At 51.8% G+C, this 23,793-nt stretch carries 33 protein-coding genes; 30 read left to right on the plus strand and 3 right to left on the minus strand.

Annotation, left to right across the window (positions count from 1 at the left end; translation table 11 throughout):
• Nucleotides 1–108: 108 nt before the first annotated feature.
• The 19 genes from ACYVJQ_RS19805 (at nucleotide 109) to ACYVJQ_RS19895 (ending at nucleotide 13,779) form a co-directional block, all read left to right on the plus strand.
• Entirely contained in the window at nucleotides 109–762 is a 654-nt protein-coding gene (locus ACYVJQ_RS19805) for a recombinase family protein (protein ID WP_460894853.1), read from the plus strand.
• On the plus strand, nucleotides 749–1,342 hold the full coding sequence (locus ACYVJQ_RS19810) for a hypothetical protein (protein ID WP_460894854.1): 594 nt from the start codon (nucleotides 749–751) through the stop codon (nucleotides 1,340–1,342). The genes ACYVJQ_RS19805 and ACYVJQ_RS19810 overlap by 14 nt, the downstream gene beginning before the upstream one ends.
• Before the next feature lie 398 nt (nucleotides 1,343–1,740).
• Complete coding sequence (locus ACYVJQ_RS19815; protein ID WP_460894855.1) at nucleotides 1,741–1,983, plus strand: hypothetical protein; 243 nt, start codon at nucleotides 1,741–1,743, stop codon at nucleotides 1,981–1,983.
• A gap of 141 nt (nucleotides 1,984–2,124) precedes the next feature.
• Nucleotides 2,125–2,604 carry a hypothetical protein gene (locus ACYVJQ_RS19820; protein WP_460894856.1) on the plus strand — a complete coding sequence of 160 codons (480 nt, stop codon included), beginning with the start codon at nucleotides 2,125–2,127 and terminating at the stop codon, nucleotides 2,602–2,604.
• 11 nt (nucleotides 2,605–2,615) lie between these two features.
• A complete protein-coding gene (locus tag ACYVJQ_RS19825) occupies nucleotides 2,616–3,080 on the plus strand; it encodes a hypothetical protein (protein ID WP_460894857.1) in 465 nt (154 codons plus the stop codon).
• A gap of 74 nt (nucleotides 3,081–3,154) precedes the next feature.
• On the plus strand, nucleotides 3,155–4,354 hold the full coding sequence (locus ACYVJQ_RS19830) for a hypothetical protein (RefSeq protein WP_460894858.1): 1,200 nt from the start codon (nucleotides 3,155–3,157) through the stop codon (nucleotides 4,352–4,354).
• A gap of 2 nt (nucleotides 4,355–4,356) precedes the next feature.
• Entirely contained in the window at nucleotides 4,357–5,400 is a 1,044-nt protein-coding gene (locus ACYVJQ_RS19835; RefSeq protein WP_460894859.1) for a hypothetical protein, read from the plus strand.
• Between the two features lie 6 nt (nucleotides 5,401–5,406).
• Nucleotides 5,407–5,751, plus strand: a complete 345-nt coding sequence (locus ACYVJQ_RS19840) for a hypothetical protein (protein WP_460894860.1) — start codon at nucleotides 5,407–5,409, stop codon at nucleotides 5,749–5,751.
• Nucleotides 5,752–5,755: 4 nt separating this feature from the next.
• On the plus strand, nucleotides 5,756–6,298 hold the full coding sequence (locus ACYVJQ_RS19845) for a hypothetical protein (protein ID WP_460894861.1): 543 nt from the start codon (nucleotides 5,756–5,758) through the stop codon (nucleotides 6,296–6,298).
• A gap of 6 nt (nucleotides 6,299–6,304) precedes the next feature.
• Nucleotides 6,305–6,529: a hypothetical protein gene (locus ACYVJQ_RS19850; RefSeq protein WP_460894862.1), complete on the plus strand. Its 225-nt coding sequence runs from the start codon at nucleotides 6,305–6,307 to the stop codon at nucleotides 6,527–6,529.
• A 97-nt stretch (nucleotides 6,530–6,626) separates the two neighbouring features.
• A complete protein-coding gene (locus tag ACYVJQ_RS19855; protein ID WP_460894863.1) occupies nucleotides 6,627–7,238 on the plus strand; it encodes a hypothetical protein in 612 nt (203 codons plus the stop codon).
• A 63-nt stretch (nucleotides 7,239–7,301) separates the two neighbouring features.
• Entirely contained in the window at nucleotides 7,302–7,643 is a 342-nt protein-coding gene (locus tag ACYVJQ_RS19860; protein ID WP_460894864.1) for a hypothetical protein, read from the plus strand.
• 73 nt (nucleotides 7,644–7,716) lie between these two features.
• Nucleotides 7,717–8,298 carry a hypothetical protein gene (locus ACYVJQ_RS19865; protein WP_460894865.1) on the plus strand — a complete coding sequence of 194 codons (582 nt, stop codon included), beginning with the start codon at nucleotides 7,717–7,719 and terminating at the stop codon, nucleotides 8,296–8,298.
• Nucleotides 8,288–9,922 (plus strand): hypothetical protein, encoded by a 1,635-nt coding sequence (locus ACYVJQ_RS19870; protein WP_460894866.1) that lies wholly within the window; start codon nucleotides 8,288–8,290, stop codon nucleotides 9,920–9,922. Before ACYVJQ_RS19865 ends, ACYVJQ_RS19870 begins: the two co-directional genes overlap by 11 nt.
• A 418-nt stretch (nucleotides 9,923–10,340) precedes the next feature.
• On the plus strand, nucleotides 10,341–10,874 hold the full coding sequence (locus ACYVJQ_RS19875) for an AAA family ATPase (RefSeq protein WP_460894867.1): 534 nt from the start codon (nucleotides 10,341–10,343) through the stop codon (nucleotides 10,872–10,874).
• A gap of 103 nt (nucleotides 10,875–10,977) precedes the next feature.
• Nucleotides 10,978–11,232, plus strand: coding sequence for a hypothetical protein (locus ACYVJQ_RS19880; RefSeq protein ID WP_460894868.1), 255 nt, complete (start codon nucleotides 10,978–10,980; stop codon nucleotides 11,230–11,232).
• Entirely contained in the window at nucleotides 11,226–12,584 is a 1,359-nt protein-coding gene (locus ACYVJQ_RS19885; protein ID WP_460894869.1) for a hypothetical protein, read from the plus strand. Before ACYVJQ_RS19880 ends, ACYVJQ_RS19885 begins: the two co-directional genes overlap by 7 nt.
• Complete coding sequence (locus ACYVJQ_RS19890) at nucleotides 12,565–13,551, plus strand: DUF6712 family protein (RefSeq protein WP_460894870.1); 987 nt, start codon at nucleotides 12,565–12,567, stop codon at nucleotides 13,549–13,551. Before ACYVJQ_RS19885 ends, ACYVJQ_RS19890 begins: the two co-directional genes overlap by 20 nt.
• A gap of 3 nt (nucleotides 13,552–13,554) precedes the next feature.
• Nucleotides 13,555–13,779, plus strand: a complete 225-nt coding sequence (locus ACYVJQ_RS19895; protein ID WP_460894871.1) for a hypothetical protein — start codon at nucleotides 13,555–13,557, stop codon at nucleotides 13,777–13,779.
• A 3-nt stretch (nucleotides 13,780–13,782) separates the two neighbouring features.
• Here ACYVJQ_RS19895 and ACYVJQ_RS19900 read toward each other — a convergent pair whose 3' ends face one another.
• A complete protein-coding gene (locus ACYVJQ_RS19900; RefSeq protein WP_460894872.1) occupies nucleotides 13,783–14,052 on the minus strand; it encodes a hypothetical protein in 270 nt (89 codons plus the stop codon).
• An 8-nt stretch (nucleotides 14,053–14,060) separates the two neighbouring features.
• Here ACYVJQ_RS19900 and ACYVJQ_RS19905 point away from each other — a divergent pair, with 8 nt between their 5' ends.
• The 8 genes from ACYVJQ_RS19905 (at nucleotide 14,061) to ACYVJQ_RS19940 (ending at nucleotide 18,280) form a co-directional block, all read left to right on the plus strand.
• Entirely contained in the window at nucleotides 14,061–14,594 is a 534-nt protein-coding gene (locus tag ACYVJQ_RS19905) for a CHAP domain-containing protein (protein ID WP_460894873.1), read from the plus strand.
• Nucleotides 14,594–15,151: a hypothetical protein gene (locus tag ACYVJQ_RS19910; RefSeq protein WP_460894874.1), complete on the plus strand. Its 558-nt coding sequence runs from the start codon at nucleotides 14,594–14,596 to the stop codon at nucleotides 15,149–15,151. Before ACYVJQ_RS19905 ends, ACYVJQ_RS19910 begins: the two co-directional genes overlap by 1 nt.
• Entirely contained in the window at nucleotides 15,148–15,957 is an 810-nt protein-coding gene (locus tag ACYVJQ_RS19915) for a hypothetical protein (RefSeq protein WP_460894875.1), read from the plus strand. Before ACYVJQ_RS19910 ends, ACYVJQ_RS19915 begins: the two co-directional genes overlap by 4 nt.
• Nucleotides 15,954–16,196: a hypothetical protein gene (locus tag ACYVJQ_RS19920; RefSeq protein ID WP_460894876.1), complete on the plus strand. Its 243-nt coding sequence runs from the start codon at nucleotides 15,954–15,956 to the stop codon at nucleotides 16,194–16,196. The genes ACYVJQ_RS19915 and ACYVJQ_RS19920 overlap by 4 nt, the downstream gene beginning before the upstream one ends.
• Nucleotides 16,193–16,708, plus strand: coding sequence for a hypothetical protein (locus ACYVJQ_RS19925; RefSeq protein WP_460894877.1), 516 nt, complete (start codon nucleotides 16,193–16,195; stop codon nucleotides 16,706–16,708). The genes ACYVJQ_RS19920 and ACYVJQ_RS19925 overlap by 4 nt, the downstream gene beginning before the upstream one ends.
• 259 nt (nucleotides 16,709–16,967) lie before the next feature.
• Nucleotides 16,968–17,294, plus strand: coding sequence for a hypothetical protein (locus ACYVJQ_RS19930; RefSeq protein ID WP_460444292.1), 327 nt, complete (start codon nucleotides 16,968–16,970; stop codon nucleotides 17,292–17,294).
• Between the two features lie 43 nt (nucleotides 17,295–17,337).
• The gene (locus ACYVJQ_RS19935; protein WP_460444291.1) at nucleotides 17,338–17,826 is read left to right on the plus strand and encodes a hypothetical protein; all 489 of its coding nucleotides are present in this window, start codon (nucleotides 17,338–17,340) and stop codon (nucleotides 17,824–17,826) included.
• 169 nt (nucleotides 17,827–17,995) lie between these two features.
• Nucleotides 17,996–18,280, plus strand: coding sequence for a hypothetical protein (locus ACYVJQ_RS19940; RefSeq protein ID WP_460894878.1), 285 nt, complete (start codon nucleotides 17,996–17,998; stop codon nucleotides 18,278–18,280).
• Nucleotides 18,281–18,314: 34 nt separating this feature from the next.
• On the opposite strand, the gene ACYVJQ_RS19945 is transcribed toward ACYVJQ_RS19940, so the two are convergent.
• A complete protein-coding gene (locus ACYVJQ_RS19945) occupies nucleotides 18,315–18,461 on the minus strand; it encodes a hypothetical protein (protein ID WP_460894879.1) in 147 nt (48 codons plus the stop codon).
• Nucleotides 18,462–18,516: 55 nt separating this feature from the next.
• Nucleotides 18,517–19,239, minus strand: coding sequence for an SGNH/GDSL hydrolase family protein (locus ACYVJQ_RS19950; RefSeq protein WP_460444299.1), 723 nt, complete (start codon nucleotides 19,237–19,239; stop codon nucleotides 18,517–18,519).
• 321 nt (nucleotides 19,240–19,560) lie between these two features.
• Between ACYVJQ_RS19950 and ACYVJQ_RS19955 the strand changes: the two genes are divergently transcribed.
• From ACYVJQ_RS19955 to ACYVJQ_RS19965, 3 genes are read left to right on the plus strand one after another with little or no spacing between them, the layout of a single operon-like run.
• Complete coding sequence (locus ACYVJQ_RS19955) at nucleotides 19,561–19,962, plus strand: hypothetical protein (RefSeq protein ID WP_460894880.1); 402 nt, start codon at nucleotides 19,561–19,563, stop codon at nucleotides 19,960–19,962.
• Complete coding sequence (locus tag ACYVJQ_RS19960) at nucleotides 19,952–23,611, plus strand: phage tail tape measure protein (protein ID WP_460894881.1); 3,660 nt, start codon at nucleotides 19,952–19,954, stop codon at nucleotides 23,609–23,611. Before ACYVJQ_RS19955 ends, ACYVJQ_RS19960 begins: the two co-directional genes overlap by 11 nt.
• Nucleotides 23,611–23,793 (plus strand): hypothetical protein, encoded by a 183-nt coding sequence (locus ACYVJQ_RS19965; protein WP_460894882.1) that lies wholly within the window; start codon nucleotides 23,611–23,613, stop codon nucleotides 23,791–23,793. Before ACYVJQ_RS19960 ends, ACYVJQ_RS19965 begins: the two co-directional genes overlap by 1 nt.

Raw genomic sequence — 23,793 nt, forward strand, 5'->3', positions numbered from 1 at the left:
GGGAATATTGGCTAACCACTACAATACTGAGCAACCTGCAGAGCAAATAGCCAAGTCTGCTGTCTATTACGCTGACTGCCTGATAGCGGCGCTTAACGCCTAATGCCGATGATCAAAGTTGCTATATATGTACGAGTATCCTCTAAACGCCAAGACTACCAGCGCCAGATCAGTGAGTTGCTGATGGTAGCAGAGCAAAAGCGCTTTGAGGTAGTGAAGGTATTTCGGGAGATTGGCTCAGCTTCCAAGAGGAAAAGGGCGGAACGGCCAGAGCTACTTCAGTTGATGGAGATGGCAGCAACTGGGGCTATCCAAAAGATTCTGGTATCTGAGATTTCCAGGCTAGGGCGTAAAACCTCAGAGATGCTGGACCTGATTGAGCGGCTGTCAGAACTGAAGGTTTCCGTTTACGCAAAGAACCTGGGCATGGAAACCTTGCTTGATACTGGCAGGAGAAACCCCGGCGCCTCCATCGTTTTCACTATTCTGGCAGAACTGGCCAGGGTGGAAACCGAAGAACTGAGTGAACGGATCAAGTCGGGTTTGGAAGAGGCCCGGCGCAACAATAAGCAAATAGGCCGGCCGAGCGGAAGCGCCAAGCCTATTGAGTTGGTGATGAGCGAGAACCCTAAAGTGGTGAAATACCTGAAGCAGGGGAAAAGTATCCGCGAGACGGCCAAGCTGGCAGATGTATCCACCCCTTTGGTTCAGAAAATAAAGAAAGCACTTACCCCTAAGATTGAAGTAAATGAAATACGTTAGCATAGATATAGAGACCACCGGCACTGACCGGGAGAACTGCCAAGTACTGGAGATCGGGGCCGTGATAGAAGACTCCAACACCCTATTGCCATTAGACGAGCTGCCTACCTTCCGGGTATTGCTTCACCATGAGGAGTTATACTGGGAGGAAGTGGCAAAGGGCATGCACCAACGTAACGGGCTGATCAATGACCTGCAGCGCGAGCCCCACCTGCTTGATGAGCTGGAGGACAGGCCACAGATCATCAACATGGAGAGCGCCTCAGAAATGTTTGCCCAGTTCCTGGCGCTGCACGGCTTCCCTGTAAAGGAAGGCAGGGTGGAAGTGGTAGCAGCCGGAAAGAACTTCAGCACCTTTGACCGGGTGTTTCTGGAAAAGCTTCCCTCTTGGAGGGAGCACATCAAGATATTCCAGCGGGTGCTGGACCCTACCCTCTATTACGTGGATTTCAAGAATGACCAGAAGCCCCCTTCCATGGAGGAATGCAAAGCCCGGGCAGGTATCTCAGATACCACCGTTTCGCACCGGGCGGTAGATGACGCCCTGGATGTGGTGAAGCTTCTGAGGAAAGTGTACTAGGCACTACCCTTTGCCAAGGAACCTTTGCGACCGGCTTTTTCTGTACCCCAGAAGGAGCCGGTTTTTTTTGGGCCGTTCCCGCAGGTACATGTGCGATTACAAAAAAGCGTTCCGGGTGTTCCGAATGTTCCCAAGTGCAATTTGTCAGAAGTTTAATAATCTATATTTTAATATTATATATATATTTTGTATCTTATAAGTGCAATAAAACGGTTCCATTTCATTGGGAACAGTTGGGAACACCAGGGAACAGTTGGGAACACCCCCTTTTGTTCCAGTGGGCCCGGAACAGAAACCCGTTTAAAAATTGCCCAATGCAGGCACCAGTGCGGATTTTTAACGCCGTTGGGAACGTTGGGAACAAAAGGAACACAAAACACTATCCCGGTATTTTTTCCATGTCAAAACAAATCATCCCCATGGAGGTGGTTCAGGCCACTGATTTGTCCCAATTCAAGACCGCAGACGGCCGGCGCCGCCTGAATATGCATTACTTTCTGAGGATGGACCCGGGCGCGGAATATGCCTGGCAGTACCGCATGGTAGACAAGCTCATTGACCCGGCCTCCCTGCAGGAATGGATTGACCAGGGCAGGGTTTTCATCATGGCCTCTGACGCCCAGGTGAGGGAGATGGCGTAACTACGGAAAGCCCGAAAAAAAGTTTAAAAATGTTGGTCTACTTTTGTCCAATACAATTGTCCTAATAAAAAAATAGCCCCGGGAGTACCTTCGGAGTGTTATTTGATTACATCTGAAACGCTTTTAAAAACTGTAGCACCTGTGGCCTCCACCAACAAGAAAATGTTAACCGCTCCCGTCAAACCGCACATCTTCAAAATGCTCGTCAGAGACTATGGCTATGAAGGCGTACTGGAGATTAACCAACGGTTCATGTTTGTCCATACCAACCAGGAGCGGTGGAAGGAGTATTTCCAGCAGCCCAAGGAGAACATGGTGCCCGTGGTGTTCCTAATGCCTCGTCCCAATGAGAAAAAGGTATATTCCATTATCCGGGGGTTTGAGCGGCAGTTTCGGGAAAACATGCACCTGTACATCTATGCCCAAGTGCTGGCCGGCAAGAGTGCCTTGGAGGCGATGCGCACCTACCTTGCCACCTATGACATCGACTCTGATGAGTACGATTACCAGGCCGCCTACAAAAGCTGGCAGCGCTTCAAGGTGGAGAACGATAAGAAACAGGACCAGAAGCCATGGATGCTCCAGAAAATGAAGCCTTACCACGCCACTGCCGCCGCTTAATATAAATAGATATGCCTCCAACCCGCGATACCTCAGACAACTTCGGCGGTCTCCATAAACTATGGCTCACCAAGAAGGAAAACCTTCGCCCCTATTTCTCAGCTAACAGGCTGACCCTTACTAAGGCCCAACTGGGCACTGTGCTGGAGGAACTTCCCTTTATCACCGGTGACGCCTACCCCCGCCGATCCAACGGATCAAACGTGCACGGCCCTTTCCGGAACGTGCAGGTCTCGCTGGAACTGAAGAAGGTGAGCGCCTTCACTGAGCAGCTGGTGGAAAAATACGAAGGCGCCGAGGTAGTGGCCCTGGGCCTGGATCACCATGGCCGCTATATTCTGTATGGGCAACCAGACTTCCCCCTGGAGTTCTCCTCTGACCTGGACGAGGGCCGTCTCCCTGCCGATGGCCAGGCCTACGCCATCTCAATAACGGGCAAAACACCCGTTAAAAGCCCTTCCGTCCTTATTTCCTAGCCTTTTTTGTCCTAAGCCTCTTGCAGGTATGGGCTTAACATTGTACTGCTGATGTAGAATGTTAAGACCCCGGAATGAGCAAGCCTGACCAAGAATTAAAGAAGCCAGACACCCGCTACCTTAAGAGTGGGCGTGTGGCTTTTGCCGCTTCCTCCAATTCCAACGTGGATAAGGAGAACCGGACCATCACCAACGTGATCCTTTGCCAGGTAGGCCCGGCCAAAGGGCATGGGGTGCATCTGGAACAGGAGTTCATTGAGGACGGTATCGCCTACGCCCAGAAACATTGGGAAAAAGTGGGCATGAAGTCCCGTTTCGGGCATCCGGCCATGAGCAATGATGCCCTTGGCTCTGAGGTAGGCCGCTTCAGGAACTTCCGCGTGGAAGGAGACAAGATGGTGGCAGACCTTCAGGTGTTCAATGCCGCCAACCTTTCCCCAACCCACCCGGGTATGGGTGACTGGCTTCTGGCCATGGCCCAGGAAGACCCTTCCGCCATCATGTGCAGCATAGTTTTCACTCCCTCTTATTATTACCAGAAATCCGAAAGCGGAGAGAAGGTAAAGGTTTGGGAGTATGACAAAGACGGCAATTACGCCTCCGCGAATCAGAAGCTGCCGGTCTACGTGGCCATGGGTGAATTCAACCAGACCGACATTGTAGACGAAGGCGCCGCCACGGACCGCCTTTTCAGCGCTGACGTGAACTCAGAGAAGTTCGCGGTGAAGGCAACGGAGTTTCTGGACAGCAACCCTCAGATGGTCACCTGGCTAAAGGAGAACGCGGAAAAGATCCCACAGTTCACGGAAGTCTACGAGGCCCTAAAAGCAAAACAACAACTAAATAAAGGAAGAATGAAGAAGTTCACCCTCGCTATGGGTGCTCTTTTGCTTTCTCTGGGATTCGGCAAAGACACCAAGGAAGAAGATCTTCCTGAAGTGACCCCCGAACATCTGGAAAAGCTAAACAGCATCCATGAGGCCAACCAAACCCAGTTGGCCGAGAACAAGACCACCATTGACACGCTGACCCAGGAAAAGCAGACGCTTCTTTCTGAGAAAGCCGATTTGGAGAAGAGATTGGCCGCTGCCGAAAGACAGTCCGCCGCCAATCTGGAACTGGCAGAGAAATACCGCGCCGCATCCGGTGAGGCTTTCTCTAACCCAACCACCCCTAAAACTGATGTTGTGGATGACCCTAAGACTTCCGAAGAGGAAGAATTCGGTGCATACGCCCACAACCAGGAAGCATTAGCCACAATTAAAAACCTGTAAGAATGGCAACAATAGATATTTCTGCCGTTATCACGGAGTTTGGTAAGGCCTACATCCCTGGTGGACAGAATGACAAGTCCATCAAGACCAAACTTTTCGCCGCGGAGGAAACCGCCGCGTTGTTCCGCAAGATCCCCAATGAAGGGGATGTGTACCGCTCCAGCTACGCCACCATCGATGAGGTGCTGCAGGCGTTCTCCATTCCTTTCACCGATAAAGGTGCCACCACCTTCAAGCCGGTTGAATACAGGCTTGGGGAGTTCAAAGTAGACCAGTCTTTTACCCCAGACAGATTCCGCCAGTCATGGCTAGGGTTCCTGGCAGAGCTGGAAGAGCCGGACCGCGCCAAATGGCCGATCCTGAAATGGTTTATCTCTGAGCTGCTGATCCCTCAGTCCAAAGAGGACTTTGAGAAGAAAGTAGCCTACTACGGTTTCCAGAAAACCGAGGAGGTAGCCGCTAACCCAGTGGTGACCGCCGCTACCTTCAGCCGCCAGGTATTGAATACCGGTGCCACGAAAGCGAACGCCGCCATGGACGGTATCCGTGTCGTTCTGATGAAACTGCAGGCCAAAAACCGGGTGCAGGTGATCAACACCGGTGCCCTGTCTACTGATCCGGCCACTTTCTGTACCCAGATTGAGACCTTCGTTCAGGGAATCCAGCGTGAGCTGCGTGATAAACTGGACTACCTGTTCATGGACAAGAACCTGGTAGACCGCTACGTAGATGGCCGCAGAGCCAAATACAACCAGCAGTACGCCCAGATGGCCGATTTGAAGAAGATTGACAAGACGGAGATTTCCGTTTACGGTCTTTCCTCTATGACCGGATCTACTAAGATCTGGGCAACCCCGGCCCAGAACCGCGTGCGTCCTTCGCATACGGAGAACACCGGCCGTTTTGACGTGCAGAAAGCTGACCGTACCGTGAAGCTGCTGGCTGACTGGAAATACTGCCTGGCCTTTGACGTTCCTGAGTTTGTCGTTACCAACGACCAGGAGAGCGCCTTGACCGCTGGAATGATCACTGAACATTATTCATAATAACAAGTGGCTGAAAATAATCAAGCTGCTGCGCCAACAACCGAGGAGTTGTTGGCTCAGCTCGCCGCCTCTCAGGCGGAGTTGAAAACCCAAAAAGAAGCAGAGGAACAGTATAAAACTGTAATCGCTTCCCAGGCTTCTACTATCGCTGAGCTGGACGCGCAGAAGGGTTCCGCTAATGCAGTGGTAACCGTGGACAAAAAGAAATACGAGGTGGTATGCCCGTCTTTCCAACATACGGACGGTAAGAAATATACCGCCGATGACGTGAAAAAGGACCAGAGTCTGGCCAAGGAATTGGTGAAGATGGGTTCCGGTGTTTTGGTAGAAGTAGAGGCCCCTAAAGCGTAGTCTTATGGCAATAGAAGTAGCAGATTTACTGAGAACACCCGGGCAGGACAATGACGCCGGTATCAAAACCATCGTGCATTACTGCCGCTACCATGACGTGAAAACGTTCCCGGTACCAAATGCCGCCCCGACCACCTACGCTGAGAAAATGGAGCTGACCGGTGATTTCGTGATGAACACCGGCAAGAAGATGGCCAAGTTTGAGTGTACCCTGGAAAAAGGCGCACTGGACACCAAAGGCGTAGGTTCGCCTGGCAGCTCTTCCGCTGAGAACATGCTGAAGCTGTTCCGTTACGGTCAGGAGGCGTCTATCCTTGGTTGGATTGAGGAGTATAAAAACGATGACATGATCTTCATCGTGGAAGACCTTCAAGGCAACAGACGGGTGATCGGCTCTGAGGGCCTGCCTGCCCAGATCCTGCCGGATTGGGAAGTAATCGGCGGTGATGCCGTTTCCTCTGAGAAATACGTGCAGATCAACGTGAAGTCAGTGGGCCGCATCGGCAAGTACTACACCGGCCTCATCCCGTTGACCCCAGCGGTATAACATAGCATGGTAGCCGCACAACATAAGGCATCCCACCACCTTGAAGGAAAATTCAAGGTGGTGGGTGTTATTCCCGGGATAGTGAACGTGCACGGTGTCGGTGAGGTGGACCTTCGGGACATCACGCTGGAACAGGCGGAACGCCTGCATACCCAGGGCTTCCGCTACCTGAGGAAGGTGCAGCCACCGAAAAAAAAAAGCACCGGCACCAAGGTCCGAGACGAGAGATAGGTTTTAGATTGGTTGAATAGTGTGTGAAAAGCCCCTGCGTTGCGGGGGCTTTTTTTATGTCCTACCGTGGGCAATTGCCCTCTTCTACCTTTGGTTTATGAACATTGCCTCCGATCTCCATGAACTGCTGCACCTGCGCTGGGACTACGCCAAAGCCGTGGCCCTGTATGAAGGCATAGGAAAAAGCAGTGTCTGGAAGATGACGTTCGCGCTGGGGGAAAACTCCTTCAACACTGAGAAGCTTCGCCAGGAGCTCACAGCATTGGAACCGGACTACCCTTTCACCGTGCAGAGGCGCCAACGGGTAGAGGAACAATTGCCGGATAACGTGCTGGATCTGGAGCAGCAATGGAAGCGCCTTTTCAAAGAGGCCAACCACCTGCGCACGGAGATCTTCCGCCGAGGCACTGACGGTGCCTTCCAGCATGCGGAGAAGGAGCGGGGAGAGCTGGCGCACCAGGTACGTGACCGCTTTGATGAGATTGAGCGGCTATGGGGCGCGGTGGACTATTTCCGGCAGCATGGCCATATCCCTCCCGCCTTCCAAAAGGCTGAAGTGGTGGAAATGGACCGGGAAAGCATGCAGAAACGCATGCTGAATCTCAGGACCTACATCACCAAGGCTACTAAGGGCACAAAGAAATACCGGCTTACCGTGGAGCAGATGCAGGCTGAGGCCGCTGAGATTGAAAGAAGGCTTAAATCATAGTTTACCCGCAGTTTTCCGGAAAACAGGCCTAAAACAGAGTCAACCAACCAAATCTATACAACCATGTCCAGCAAATTCATCCCGAAGAAAAAACCTACAAACAAGCAACTGGAGTTTCGCCGCAAGCTGGCGCATGTGACCAAAGTGGCGCATATGGCCCAGCAACTAATTGACGCCGGGGTGCTGAAGGTATTGCCAGAACAGAAAGAGGCCTATTTCCCGGCCAATATCTGGGAAACCAAAGACGAGGCCTTTAAGAAGAACCTGACGGCCAACCTGGCCCTTTACCTCTATTCCCTCAACGTGCAGTCTGACAACGCCGCCAAGATGGAATTGGAGCTGTATGATTTTGAGAACAACGCCCTGGCCAGCTATGTAATGGACCAGGCAATACTGTATACCTAGAAGCAGGTAGATGATACCTGAAAGTAGGTATTACTCTATACCAAGAAGTAGGTAGTAAACTGGAGAAGGCAAGATGAAACTTTTGAACACCCGCAGCGAGACCGATGAGCTGATTTCCTACCTGCAGTTCCGCGGTGATGAGGAAGACAGCCCAGTGCTTAGCCCCAAGCTTCAGCAGAAGCTGGAGCGGATTTACCGGTGTGCTGACTTGATCAAGAAGTTCGGGTCGCGTCTGCAGGTGTGCCCTATGCTGATGAAGGAATTTGAGATAAGCCGGGCCACCGCCTACCGCTTATTTGAGGATTCCCAGTCAGTGTTGGGGACCACGCAGAGCAGTTCCAAGGAATTCTGGCTGGACGTGCTGATGGGTATCTACATGAAATCCCATAAAAGGGCCACCAAAGCCGGTGACTGGAACGCAGTGGCCCGGATTGAGAAGAACATGAAAGATGCGGTGAAAGAGCTGGCCGGAGACAAAGACACCCTGCCATTTGACCAGATTCAGCCGCCGAAGGTAAAAATTGGGTTCTTCCCGCAGCTTACCGGGGTTACCCTTCCCGATGACCTGGATGCGCAGGTGCAGCAGCTGATCAAGCCCAAAAGAAAGACCGAGCACTTTCCGGACGCTGAAGTAGTGAACGATAATGGAAACTAATGAACAAGGGGAGGTGATGGTTCACCTGAACCCGCCTCAGCTTTTCTATTGGATGGTAAGGGCCCGTATCTCGGTGCTTTTATGGGGTAGGGGAACCGGGAAAACCGAGGGCCCCGGCTCCATGTTCTGCATGGACAATATGAATGCCATGCCCCGCTCTTTGGGCGGTATCGTGTCGGTTACCTATGACAAGCTGCTTCAGTCCATTATCCCCGCCATGGTGAAGGGCTGGGAGAAATTCGGCTATCTGGAGAATGTCCATTACTTCGTACGCAAGTACCCTCCTGCTAACTTTTACAAGTCACGGCCCTTCAATGAACCGAAGAAGTCAGACCATTACATCCCTTGGTGGAATGGTGCCGGTGCGGCCCTGATCTCCCTGGATAGGCCGGCCACCATGGTAGCCAACTCCCTGGACTGGATGTACTTTGACGAAGGACGCTTCATGAAGCGTGACCGGGTAGGTGCCTCTACGTTGTCCGTGAGGGGCAATGCCGCCCACTTCGCCCATCTGAGCAACCACGGCTCCATCCTGATCACCTCTGATATGCCCCAAGATAGCAAGGGCGGGTGGCTTCTGGATTTCATTGAGGAGATGGATAAGAAGGAGGTGGAGAAACTACTTGATCTCCAGAAAGACATTATGTTCATTGAGGAAGCCTACCCTAGGCTTTCCAGGAAAGACCAGAAGCTGGCAGACCGTAAGATTGCCGAGATTGAGGCCTCTGTGAATGAGATCCGCAAAAGCCTGGTGTATGTCAGTTTTGCCACCACCATTGATAATATCCACGCCCTGGGTCTGGATGTGCTGAAGCGTATAAAGCGGGAGCTCACTGATCTGGAGTGGCAGGTATCGGTTCTGAGTAAACGGATCAAAGCCGCTGAGAAAGGCTTCTATGCCTTATTGGATGAAGACACCCATTGCTATGACGCGCCCAATGAAAGCTTTTTGGATGATTACCATCCAGACTACCTGCGGGATACTATTGAGAAAGATTGCCGCTGGGATTCTGACGTGAATCCTACCATGGCTATGGAGATCGGCCTTGACTATAACTTTGAGGTGAGCAGCATGGCCGTGGGCCAGGATAAGCCCGAGAACTTCCAAACCCAGAATATCCTGTATGTGGAGCACCCTCTCCAGTTGAAAGACCTGGTGAAGAAGTTTGCCCACTACTATAGGCACCACCCGTGCAAGGTGGTGAATTACCACTATGACCATACTGCCCTGCAAGGGCGCAATGCCACGAACGACACCAGGTATTGCGATGAGGTAGTGAAGTATCTGGAAGAAGAGGGCTGGCAGGTGAACCGTAACTACTTTGGCCAGGCCATGACCCACAGAAGCCGTTACTATCTGTTCGCCCGTTTGTTCAGGCGCGAGAATCCGGATATCTCCAAACTGAGTTTCAACAGGTCCAACACTGAGAAGCTGCGCGACGTGATGAAGGAGACCGGAACTGTGCAAAAGGGTGAGGTCTTTCAGAAGGATAAATCCTCTGAGAAGGACAAGAACCTGAAGGCCTGGCAGAAGACACACCTTACCGAGGCATGGGACATGATGATTACTGGTATCTTCCACTCAGAGTTCAAGTACATGTCTGGCTTTGTGGAAACGTTCTAAGCAGACAGCCTTCGCAAAGGCCTAGCCCTGCCCCGCAAAGGCAGGGCTTTTTCGTGCCCATGGCTGACCAATGCCAGGCAATGGACTTCCCATCAAGCCCTAGGGCAATCAACCTATAGGTTAAGTGTAAAAACCGCCTCAGGGCGCTAGAAACAGGGATTTTGACCCTCAGGCCGATCACATACCGCCTTTTTGGACCCAGGGCAATTGCCTTGACGCGACAGCGTGCGTCGTGCCTCAAGCTGAGACCATGCCTCTTTTTTTGAGACGAAAAGGCTATAACCCGTTGTTAGTCAGTGAATAATGAAAAATTAAATGAGAAAATGCAATTCTTGTCTCAAAAAGCCCTCTCATTTTGTCCCAAAACGGAGTATCTGGGTTTCCTTACTTGTAATAGAATTAATGATAATCAACCAGCATGAAACAGGCTATTATAATCTATGGGAACATTGCATCCGGAAAGTCTACTCTGTCAAAATTATTGAAAGCGTCACTTGGTGAGGAGTACAAGACAGTCAACCTTGATGAGTGCCGCGTGAAGGTATTTGGGCAGGACTTGGGAATTGGTCCTATACAGCAAGACTTGAAGGCCCAAGAACTCTGTCTGCTAGAAATGGAGGGGAAGAACCTTATTTATGAGACAACGGCTGTCACCCGCTTCTTTGACAAGGCCAGAAAGCATCTTAGGGCCCAAGGTTATAAGCTTTTCTTTGTTTGGCTGGAATGTAAGCCATCTGAATGCTATGACAGATACTCAGAAAGGAAGGCGTCGGGCCACTTTCAGGCACCTTTTGCCTATGGAAAAGATAAAACAGATATAAGAGAGTGCATCTCCTATTTTAATTATGAACAGAAAGGTGTCCAAGCAGACGTGAAATACAATACAATGTTGCTCAGACCATCAGAAATCATAGAAAGTCTGGTTCCTAGGATAATTGCCCATCGCGGGTAGAAAAGAGAGGTCAAAGTCAGGCCTCTCTTTTTTTGTCCTAATCCCTCCCTGGAAGGTGCCACATCTTTGGTCCATGATCTTTTTGGATGAGGCCTGTAAGCAGATGGAACGGACGGATGAGCATGGGAATCCCGTGCCGTTTTCCCTGATATTCTGCACCTGCAACCGGGAAAAGAAAACCGGGGGCGAGGTCATTGAGCTACCCAAGGCGGTGCTTCTGCGCAAGAAAGGAAGCAAGGCCCCGAACCTGGGCACCGGCTACCCTTCCCGCCTCATCCTGGATTTGAACACAGACAGAAAATACCAGGTGCACATCCGCCTGATTGACCAATTCAACGGAACCCCAGTGGTATGGTAGAGCAGACAGAAATCATAGTAAACCATGAGGCGCACATCGGCTACTCCACGCGCACGGAAAGCATTGTTTCCTTCGCGCAACAGAAAGCCGAGCCGCAGCCCACTGCCTCCACCGATGAGGAAACCAGCACGGAGCAGGTGGCTGCCTGGGGTGCCAGCAATGACTTCCCGCAGATCATTGAACGCGAGATAATGAAGAACCCAGATCTGGCCGCGGCGCTGGACTGGAAGGCGCGGGCCCTGTACGCCGGTGGCCTTACCTATAAGGTAATGAAAGCCGACGCAGACGGGAACGCGACCTATGTGGACTCCGTGATTCCTGAGATTGAGGCCTGGCAGAAGCGTAACCTACAGTACCGCATCACGGCCCCGCATCATTTCTATAAATTCTACAACACCTTCACGGAGATGGTGCTTTCGCTGGACCGCTCGCAGGTGCTTTTCCTGAAGGCCCAGGACCCTAAGAAATGCCGGTTCGGTATCCAGAACCCTAAGACCCTGTTGATTGACAAGGTTTACATCTCTTCCCGCTGGGCAGCCGGCGCCACGCCTGCCGATAAAGCAAACGTGAAGCCGCTTCCGGTCATTGACCCCACGCTCTGGACCCCGGAAATGGTGAAGATGCGCACGGATGGGCTGAACTATATTTTCCCGATCTCTTACCCCACCGGGAATGACTATTACCAGCTGGCCCACTGGGACAGCATCCGGCAAAGCAAGTGGTTTGAGCTGGCCAACTCCATCCCGCAGTTCAAGATTGCGCTGATGAAGAACCAACTCACCATCAAGTACCATATCCAGATGCCAGACTACTGGATGGAATGGAAGTACCCCGGCTTCAAAGGTCTGAAACCCGATAAGCAGAAGGCATTGACCACCGCTGAGCTGCAGAAATTCGACGACTTCCTGGTAGGTAGCAAAAACGCGGGTAAGTCCCTTACCTCTGTGTTCCGGACTGACCCCAACATGAAGGCCTACCCTGGGTGGAGCATCACGGCCATTGACGACAAACTGAAGGACGGCGCCTACCTGGAAGACTCCCTGGAGGCCACCATTAAGATTTTCTCCGCCGTGGGCGTGGACCCCTCTTTGGCCGGTATTACCCCGGGCAAGAGCGGTACCAACCGCAATGGGTCAGACAAGCGCGAGGCCCTGAACATCTACCTGTCTTTCTGCCAGATGCATGAGGACCTGCTTCTGCAGCCCTATGATTTTGTGAGCGAGTACAATGGCTGGAATAAAAAATACGGGCAGATCGTGTGGAGCTTCATCAAGCCCTACATGCAGACGCTGAACCAGGTAACCCCTTCCCAACGCGAAACCACCCCTTCTGATGCAGCGGATATTCAGTAGCACCGAGCAGATCAAGAAATATCTGCCGGCCAACGTCTCCTACAAGTTTGAGAACCTGAAGCCGCACCTGGAGCGTGCCTTCCGGAATATCCTGCTGAAGAACCTGACTGTTCCTCAGTATGAGGCCATGGTGCAGGCTACGGCCACTGAGCCGGCATCAGATGCTACCCAGGATGCCAAAGACGCCTACGCCCTACAGATGGACCTGCGCCACATGGCAGAGCTGGTAGTGGCCCAGATCGGGTTCATGTACTACCTGCCTTTCGGTCAGGTGAGCATCTCTGACTTGGGCATCCAGGTCACCAGCACGGAGCAGAAGAAAACAGCCTTCCAGTGGCAGGTGGAAAAACTGGAGAAGAGCAGCCTTTCAGGTGGTTATGAGGCCTTGGAGGAAATGCTGCGCCTGCTGGATTCCAACCGCACGGTGTTCACCGCCTGGGCTGCCTCTGAGGCGGCAAAGAACTATGACCGCCTGTTTATCCGCTCCACGGAGGAGTTTGAGCAGTACCAGCCCCTGAACGGGTCACGGCTGCTGTTCCGGGCGCTTGCCGCCTGCATGTTCCAGGTAGAGCTGCTACAGACCAGCAAGCTGGTGGGCCCTGAGCTCACGGCCAAGCTGCGCGCCTTCAATAGATCCGGCACAGCGGAAGAGACCGAAGAGGAATTCCTTTCGCAGCTCCTGCCCCTGGTGAAAGGGTCAGTAGCCAACCGATCACTCGGTGAGGGAATTCTCCGGGCCGGCATAGTCCTGTCAGAGGGAGGGGCCCTACAGCTCAACATCCGCAACCAGGAGACCGGTGCCCTGCCGGCCAAAGACACCGCCCTGCTTTCCCTGAGGGTCCAGTATCTGGAAACCGCCGCCCAATACGAGATGCACATCAGGGAATTGATCAACGCGCAGACAGCGGATGAGGATATAACGGCGCTGTATGACAATACGGCCGAATCAGGATTTTACCACCTATAGAATATGCACTTGCACACAGACAACACCAGTGGGAGCATTTTGGGGAGCCTTAGTACTGTCGGTGCCATGCTGATAGGTGCCATTGAGGTACACACGCTTTTCCAGACCGCCATCTGCGCCGCCATCGGTGCCGGGGTAGGGTACATTGTTACCTACACCTTCAAGAAAATAACCAGTTGGGCTGAGCGCAAACTGAAGATACCTACTGAGAATACCGATAACCCTTAATTATTAAATATGAACCCTATACTCTCCTTCCTTAAAAGATGGAATGAACTCTGGCTCGTAATCGGGGCGCTTCTGCTTTGGCCGCTGGTGCCCTACCTGCTCCGATTTCTGGACCCTACGGCCGCTCCTTTTGACGCGGGGGTGCTGCACCCGATCTATGTCACCATGCTTGTGTTCGGTGCCCTCCATGCTTTCGTGTGGATAGGAATCAAGCTGAATTTTCAGGCCGTCTGGCACTTCTTCCAGGATCAGTTCCTGGCCTACTTTAACCATATGACCCCATGCCAAAAAGTGTATTTCTGCTTATCGGTCTTTGCACTCTACTTGTTTTCGGTGGTGCTGACCTTCATGGCGGTAGCCGGGATGGCGTAGCCGCCACTTACCTGAGCCAACTGGGGGTACGTGAGGCCACGGGCCGCAATGACGGCAGGGAGGTGGAAAAGTATCTGCGCTCTGCCGGCCTAGGCAAAGGCTATGCCTGGTGCGGCGCCTTTGTGAATTGGTGCCTCAGGCAGAATGGGTGCCCCACGCCTTCCGGCCCCGCATGGGCGCCTTCGTGGTTCCCGGCCAAGCGGTTGGTCTATGCCTGGGGGAAACCAATAGGCAAAGGCCCCTCAACGGGTGACGTGTTCGGGATTTGGTTCGCCAACCTGAAGCGCATCGGACATGTGGGCTACGTGCATGAATGGGGAGACTCTAGCGTGATCACCGTGGAAGGCAATACCAATGAGGCGGGAAGCCGGGAAGGTGATGGCGTGTACCGGAAGCGCCGCCTGAAAAGAAGTATTTACAGAGTCTCTAACTGGATAGACTAATGGGAAACCTGAACAATAGAAACCAAGAACGCTGGGCCAACGCCTGCAATTTGCTTTACATCCTTTTCGTGGTCATCACCGTGGCCTGGCTGATGAGTTCCTGCAGCGGAACCAAGCAATCTACCTCTCTGATGGAACCGGACATTTCCCGCCTGAAAAGCGAGCTGAAAGACCCGGCCCTTTCGGACAGCGTCCGCGCATTGAAGGAAGACAGCCTGCACCACCTGGAACAGTCCCAGCAGATAGCCACCGTGTTGCTCTCCCTGCCTAAGAAGGTGAAGAAAAGCAATATCTGCATCGGATGCGGACAGATGAACGCTACCCAGAAGGAAGGCAATTCCAAGGTAAAGGACCAAAGCAAGGTGAAAGACCAGAGCAAGGAAAAGCCCTCCGTCAAAAACAAACCAAGGGAAGTCACTAAAAACAAACAGGACCTTAGGCAGCAGATGAACACGGGAGGGGGCGGCATCACGGCCTTTCTCTCCAAGGTAGCCAACCTAATCTGGCTGGTGTTCCTGCTTGCGGTCCTATTTGGCCTTTACCGATTCTTTAGATGAACACGCTGTACCTGGAAAAAAAGGCTACCGGACGAGTAGAGAAAATAATGGTTCCGGGTACATGGGAGGAGCTAGAGCCCTCCCAGATGCTCGCGCTGGTTCCGCTGTTGCAAGCCCGTAAGCCTGCCAGTGAGACCCGGCTGCGGGTGTTGCTCATCCTGTTGAAGCTAAAGAGCCGCCTGCACCTGCAGCGCACTTTCCGGGGCGTCTCGGCTGAGGGGTTGCTGGATATGCTGCTGCTCACGGATTTCCTGTTTGAGGCGCCGCGCATCCTTACCCAGAAGTTTCCCAGGATCGGGGAGCTGCACGGGCCAAAGGACGCGCTTTCCGGGACGGTTTTCATTGAGTTTATCCGCGCAGAGAAGCACTACCTGCAATTCAGCAAGACCGCAGACCCTGAGCAGCTGGACAGGATGGTGGCCGTGCTTTGGCGCGAGGCAGACCCCAAAAAGAAAGCCGGTGACCTGCGTGCCAGGTACACCGATGACACATTGCCGCACCGCCTGAAGGTGATAGCCTCCTGGCCATTGGCCCAGAAAATGAGCCTTTACCTCTGGTTTGACAGCTGCCGGCAGCAGCTGGTGCAGACTTTCCCGCTTGTTTTCCCGAAAACAGCGCAGAAACAGGAGTTCAACCCGTTGGCCCGGCCGAAAGGCTGGATAGACGTGGCCACCTCGCTGGCAGAGAACGTGACCAATGTGGAAGAGGTGTTTTACACGGACCTGCACGTGCTTTTCCTGTTCATGAGCAATAAGCTGGAGGAGGCCGAGGAATTCAAACGCAAAAACAAACAGAAACCCAAATGATACTGATGCTCTGCCTGTGCGCCTTCGTGGCGCTTGCTTTCCTATTTATGAAACCTGCCGTGGCTAAAGCTAGGGCAAGTCGGCCCACTGCCGCCCGTTTCCCTATGAACCGGACAGAGCGCAGGGCGCATTCCCGCTGGCTAGGCCGCCATGTCAGGGTATTGAAAGACGGCAAGTCCTTTGCCGCGGTCTTCATGGTGGGCGGTAAGTTGAGTATCAGGAAAATAAGCGTAGCATGACACCAGCCCAGTTTGAGGAGTACTTTGAGAAGGTTGCCCGGCAACTGAAAGAGATAAGCCATACGGAGGGGGCCAGGCGCTTTACCCGCTTTGACATTGAGGAGGTGTTGGGCAGTCTGGTGCATGAGGTGGATCTGAACCACTGGTGCTTGCTGCTGGAGAACTATGAGGGGAACCTCAGCTCAAGGGGAGACGAGGCCGTGGCAGACGGCATGACGGGCGCCTTCATGGTGATCCGTAAATGTGATCTGGGTGATTTCGGGCAGGAGCGGCTTACTCTCTCTGAGAGCCTGGTGATCGGAAAGAAGATCATAGCCCGCCTGATCCGGGACAAACGCCTGGCGGTGCAAGGGGGATTGCCCCGGGAACTTCGCGGCTTCAACGCCTCATCTGTGCCTTACCAGAAGGTGGGCCCGGTGTTTGAGAATGCCTTCGGGTACCGCTTTGAGGTGAGCTTCACGGAAAACGAGAACCTGATCCTGGAAGCCAGTGATTGGGATGAGACTGTTTGACGGCTTGCCCGCCAAATACTGAATCCTGGAATTTAGTACCGGCTTACGTTCTTTGACATGTATTGTGTACCTTTAGGTCCCGTAAGGCCTGAAAGGGCCGAGGAGCTAGACACTCCTGAATGTGAGCCATCTGCAGCAATGCGGATGGCTTTTTTTGTTGTGAAATTTAGATATAAATAGTTAAAAAAGTTTGTAAGTAACGAACTATTAATTAACTTTACATCATCAACAACGCCGAGAGGCATTAAAAATCTAACCCATGTTTGAAACCATCCTAAGAATCGCAGAAGAGAACACCTTCGGATTCACGTTCAACCTCCAAACCTCCCGCCTGGTGAAATTCGGTGTGGTGGTGGCCTACCAAGAGACACAGAATTGCTTTGGTGTCGAAGGCCTTAAAAAAGCGATCTCCCACGCCGTAAGCCATGACCAGGTAGTAGGCGGTTGGCTTAACTCAGAGAACGGCCAATTCTACTTTGACAGCTGCAAAGTATTCAATTTCAGAAAAGCAGCCATTGAGTTCGGAAGGGAGCAAAAGCAAATCGCGATCTTCGATCTCACCAACCTAGAAGAAATCAAGTTATAAACCGGGAAGGGCCTACGGGCCCGACCTTTTACCATATATAGCCATGAAAGCATTAGAACAGTTACCTATAGAGCCAGAAACCATTGCCACCATTACCCAGTCCAGAGACAAACTGCGCGCCTTCGCCGGTATCCAAGTGGATGTGCTGGAGATTGACGGGAAGACCATCCGGGTACGGGTGGAGCAGGCAGAGCTGAAGAATAATTTCCTGCTGAACCAAAGCCAGTTGGTGAGCCGGGCCGGCGCCATCTTCAGTCCACTGGGGAAAAGATACCGGCTGTACTTCGTGCCGGTGACCTATGCTCCGGATCTGGACAGCGTAACCAGCGGTTGGATAGAGGGCCGTATGCTGGAACTGGGGCTGAAGCGAAAGGATGTGATGAAACAGATGGGCATAGACAAAGCCACCCTCTCTGAGATGTTCTCCGGGAGAAAGAACCTGACCAAATTCCATAAAGCGGCCTTCTACTATTACCTGCTTACCTATGAGATAAACAGGGATGTCCGTGAGATAATGAATGAGAAATCGTAAGTGGTTGATGTGTAGGCTGTAAGAGTTGTTAACAGGGCTGTTGAAAACTAAATACGCTAAATATATTAGCATTAAGTGCGAATTTCAACGTACTTAGGGTATTGAATAACTAATTTAATTAGCAATTAGATAGAGGCAACCCCCTATTAAAGCTGTAACTGCAGTACTTATGATAACAACCAACAGAAACACCGGCGCGGTAAAGATTATTATCACCGGATTTGATCCAGAGTTCCTCGCCCCCCTAAGGTCTTCCATCCGGACCAGTATTGCCCGTATTGCCGAGGCCCCGGATTATGACCCCAGGAAAGACGGGAGCGCTATCTTTTACCTTACCACGCTTCTGGAACAGATGGAGCCTAGCCGGGAAAAAGAGATTGAATGGTATAAGACACAATTGGAGCCCACTATGGAAGTGATTCCAGATACTGAAAATAAAACCGCGGTAGCGTAAAAGAAAAGCCCTGGCCAAAGCCGGGGCTTTTCTTTTAACTGAATGCCCAGAAGGCCAACGCTCCACCCACAGTCAGCACCCACACGGTGGCTACCTCCTTTGTAGTGGGCTTCTCATGCTCTTCCAGACCTAGAAACAATGAGGCCCAGTCACTGGCCAATTCATGCAGGATTCTCTTCATGGGGCTTAATACGTTTTAGGCCCGTTTTTGTAAAACAGGCCTAAAACGAAAACCATTATTGTTCCCTAATATGGTCCTTCACCATATCTGCCCACAGGTAGTAGCCTTCTTTCATCAAATGAACCCCATCATAGGTGAGATTACTCTTTAACACTCCCTGGTCCTGAAACGCAGCATATAAGTCGATGAAAGCAATATTGTTCTTACCCGAAAAATCCTTGAGCCACCTATTCCAGGACACTACCTGCCTGTTCCTGGTAATTAGTAATTCCCCATCCCCGAATACACCTGGCCTTATGGGCAGGGTAGTCTGGATATATATCTTGGTGGAGGGGCTTATGGCCTTGATATAGGAGATGGCCTTGGAAAAATTCTCCGCCATTGTGTCCAGCGGGACGTTCCTCTTGATGTCGTTAATCCCGCACTCAAAGAAGACTTTGGCTGGTTTTCCATTGGCCACGTCTTTAGTGCGCAACATAATCTCTTTTGTCGCGTCCCCGCTGATGCCCCTGTTTTTTATCCTTGGACTCTTGAACATTTCGCTGAGGGGGAATGCCTCAGTTAGGCTGTTGCCGATGAAAACAATGTCACCACTTTGCACAGGGATCGTCTGGAAAAGAGCGGCCCGGTCTGACCTGAAAAGCTCCATTACCTCCTCTCCGTCAGAGGCTGGTGGAGCGAAGTAGCCTTGTATCCTACTGCGCATACCCCATAAGGCGGTGAGGTTCAGTAACAATGAAAAAATGAGGATTAATCTAATGCTTACCCTTTTGTTCATCTTAGTCTATAGATATTTATTAATGAATATGAATTTTCAGTATAATATATTATGAGTATTATTTATCAAAGGTAGATAACCAATCGTTTATTCCAGCCTCACTGCTCTCCATTTTAATCAAATGATTTCATCCTTGACAATTTATCCAAGTCTCAAGGCAAGGATAAGTGAAGGATGAATCCACAGGCTCCCACAAGAAAAGTGTGATTAAGCTTTAAATACAAAGAAACAATCCACAAGGAAAACTAAAGCCCTGCCACTCCAATTGGCAGGGCTTTTTTTGTCCTAAGCCGTGCCCTTTCGCCCCGGTAATTTCGGAACATGGCAGATTCAAATTTTGACGGGGTGTATGGCCTGGTAAGCAGCTGGGCAGAAAAGACAGACTCCATTCTGGAACGTCAGCTTGCCATCCATAAGGTAGGCATCACCAAAGAGCTTCTTGACTCTATCAAGGCCAAAGTGTACAGAAAAGCCGGGGAAATGATTGAGTATGACCTTTCCTTTCTCATGCGGGGGCGCTTCCGTGACATGGGAGCCGGCCGGCCCAGAAAGGTGGAGAGCATGGAAACCAACCGCAAGATGCTCAAGACCCGCAAGCCGGTACCCATCTATGCCCGGCCTTTCTACGGTCGGCTGAATGCGCTTCAGGGCGCCATAGGCTTTAAAATATCAGAGCAGGCTATTGCCGCTGTCATCTCAAACATCACCCCAAATGGCAATTAAAGAAGATAAGGTACAGGTTACCGTCATGGTAGACGGCAAGCAGGGTATCAATGAACTGGGCAAGCTGGAAATGCAGGCGACTGAGATAAAACAGGAGCTGAAGAACATGACCAAGGGTACCGAGGAATACATAGCTGCCAACAAAAAGCTGAAGGAGGTAAACACCAATATCCAGAAGCAGCGGCAGGAGATGGGCCTTACGGGTATGACCATGCGCCAACTCCGCAATTACCAGCGCGAGCTTAACCGAGAAATGGACAACCTTACCCGTGGCACTGCCGCCTATAACCAGGTAAAGGCCAAGGTACAGGAAGTGAACTCCGCTATTGCCCAGCAGCGTAATGAGATCCGAAACGTAGATTCTGCCTGGGATGGCCTCAAGAACACTATTAAAGCGGTTGGTATAGCCGGTGCCATTTTTATGGCGGTGGAATTTGCAAAGGATCAGGTCACCAAGCTTTTTACGGTGAATGCCAAACTCTCTGACACCTTTGCCGATATCCGAAAAGCGGCCGGCATGGCTCAAGAGGAGGTAGAAGATTTCTATGGGAACCTTACGGAATTGGACTCCAGAACCTCCATGGAAGGGTTGGCCCAGATTGCCGTAGTGGGTGGTCAGTTGGGTGTCGCCAAAGAAGAGATGCTGGGGTTTGTGGAAGCCACGGACCAGGCAGTGGTAGCCTTGGGGGACGAGTTCAAGGGAGGGGCCGAGGAAGTTGCCAAAGAAATTGGTTCGCTTCAGAAGTTATTCAAGGAAACCAGCAAGCTAAAGCCAGGAGAGGCAATTCAGGAAATAGGCTCTGCCCTCAATGAATTGGGGGCCTCGGGTTCTGCTACCGCGCCCTCTGTGGCAGAATTCACCAAGCGGATTGGGGCCTTGGGTAACCTGGCGCCCGAAATAAACCAAACCCTCGGTTTAGGCGCTGCTTTTGAGGAATTGGGCCTTAGCGCAGAAATTTCCTCCGGTGGCCTGACCAATATCCTTTTGACTGCCACCAAGGAAACAGCCGCCTTCGCCAAGCAGCTTGGTATGACAGAAAAGGAGTTCATCAAACTCATCAACAATAACCCCAATGAGGTACTTCTCAAGCTGGCCGATTCCTTCAAAGGGATGGGAGTGGATGAAGTCAATAAAAACCTAGCCAGGCTTAAAATCACCAGCCAGGAGTCCACCAAGGTAATGACCCTTTTGGCCGATAAGACAGATTTTGTCCGGGGAAAGCAAGAGTTGGCCTCCAAGGCCATGAAGGAAGGAACCAGCCTGTCTGGGGAATTTGCCGTGAAGAACAACACGCTTGCCGCCAGCTGGGATAAACTTCTGAAGACCATCGCCAATTCCTATGTGAGCGGGGCGGTCACAAAGTTCTTCAAAGAGGGCATTGACTCGGTTTTGGGAATGGTGCAGGCGCTCAATGGTGCTGACAAGGGATTAGCGGGAACCGCCAGAAAAGCAGTTGAGTCTGCCAAGGCAAACCAAATGTTAGCCTCAACCGCAAAGGGCCTTCTGGCCGAATATGAGCGGTTAACCAGAGATGGATCAAAACCAACGATTGAGGAGAAGAAGAAACTAGATATCATCACCCTGAAGCTACGGGACAGTTTCGGGGAAAGTGTCGTGGCCATTGATAAAGAGACCGGCGCTTTGGTTTTAAACAAAGACGCGGTACGGGAAGCTATAAAACAAAAGCTACTTCTCTCAAACCAAACCGCCAGCACCCTGGCATTGCAGGTAGATCAAACCAACCGTGAAATCGGGCAGGCGAAGCAGAGGGCAAAAGCCTTGCAGGATGAGGCAAAGGTCAGGGCTGACATTGCGGAAGATGCGCGTTTACAGGTAGGTACAGGTGCCGCTTATGATAAAAAGCTGGACGAAGAGTACCGCGCCCGCACAAACGAGAAAAGTAAAATTGATTTTAAGGCCAGACAGGAGCTTGAGAAAGCGGCTGCCCTGGAGGAAAAGAGGGCCACGCTTTTAAACCAACTAGCGGAATTAGGGTTCAAGGCCGCTGATGTGGAGAAGTTATTCGCTGGTGCCGTGGAAGACTCAACCAACGCCACAAAGGACAGCAATAATGTCGGTACTGCGGGACTAGCGCTGACGTCTGAACAGATAAAGGCACAATACGAACTGAAGAAGGCTATTTTGGAGGTAAGGGCCGCCAAATTTGAAGACCAGGCTAATGATGAGAGCCTTACCCAATCTCAACGCAATGGCGCCATGGAGCAAGGGGTTACCACCCGCCTGCAGCTGGTAAGGCTGGAGAAGGATTTCCTGCTATCCAATGACAATCTTTTAAAGGAAGAACGGGCCAAAATTGAGATAGAGGCTGCAGAGAAACGCCGGCAGATCATCCTAAAATCAGGAATGGACCTGAAAAAAATAGAGGAAGAAATCTCTAAGCAGCGACTTGAGGCAAAGCGCCATTTAGAAGATCTGGAGACCTCCATCATACAGGATGAGTTTGAGAAGCGCCGGGCCCAGACCCAGCTAAATTACCAGCGGGAAATTGATGACCTGATCAAGCAGGGGAAACTGACGGCGGAAATTGAAAAAGCCCTTAAGGCTAGGCGTGACCAGGAGAATGCCGCCACCGGCAAAGACGAGCGGTCCAAGAAATACAGTGATGACGTTTCAGGCATAGGCGAAAACGTAGAAGCGGCCACCATGGCTGCAGATACCCAGCTTATGCAACAGGAGTATGAGGCGCGCCTTCAGAATGACGCCCTGGCAGAACTGGATGCCGCACGCTGGCATGAGGAGCAGCTGCTGGAGATCAAGCGCAAAGGTCTGGAAGACCAACTGTTACTGGGCCAGCAGAACAAGGCCCTTTCCCTGCAGGAGGAGGCGCTTCTAAATGCGCAGCTGGAGCAGCTTGCTATCCAGAAGAAAGACGCCGCGCTCTATTATGAGCGGGTCAGGATGCAGACCGAGCAGCAGATTCGGGCCCAGAATTATGAGGCAGCTGCACAGACGGTACAAAGCTACGGGGCTGCGGTCCTGAATATCATGGGCGTGTTGGGTGCCAGCGGCGCGGAAATGGCCGGGTTTAACAAGGCCCTGACCTTTGCCCAGATTCTGATTGACACCGCTTCTGCCATCAGCTCCCTTACCGCCAACTCTGAGGCCAACCCTGCCAACTCCGTTTCTTTCGGGCTTGCGGGGGTTGCCCAGTTCGCGGCCGGTTTTGCCCGGATCACCGCCAATATTGCCCAGGCCAAACAGCTTCTATCCGGAGCGCAGGCCCCGCAGGCCCCTTCCTTCTTTTATGGGGGCGCCACCGGGAACGGCAGCATAGGTGCTGGTGATAAATACGGCTCCTTTGCCGGCTTCGTGCACAAAGACGAGTATGTGATCCCTTCCATGATCCGGCGTGACCCGCAGGTAGCCAACTATGAAGGTCTGATTGAGGCCAAGCGCACCGGCAGCAGACCAGGTAGCGTGGCCCAGAGCCAGGCAGAGCAGACTGGTGGTAGTTCTGGATCTATGAAAGAAGTTGCCCAGCTTATGGGTGTTTTAATCCAAGAGCAGCGCTCAAGCAGAGAAGAAATGCGCAACTGGAAGACCCGCCTGAAAGCAGAGGTAGGGTATTTTGACTTCAAGGAAAAAGAGGAGACGGTAAAACAAATACAGGACGAGTCAAGAATCTAATGGTAAATCTATTCGGCGGTAAAAATGGAGAGCAAGAAAATGCTCTTATGACAGCCCTCATAAATGCAGCAGAGGGTGAAGACCACATCTATCAGTATTTAGATGAAACACCTAAAACAAGTTTGATAGTCGAGCTTGTCCAGGAGCTGCACAGGCTAGGCTTTCACATCACTAAAACCTAA

Source organism: Rufibacter soli, from assembly GCF_054781795.1.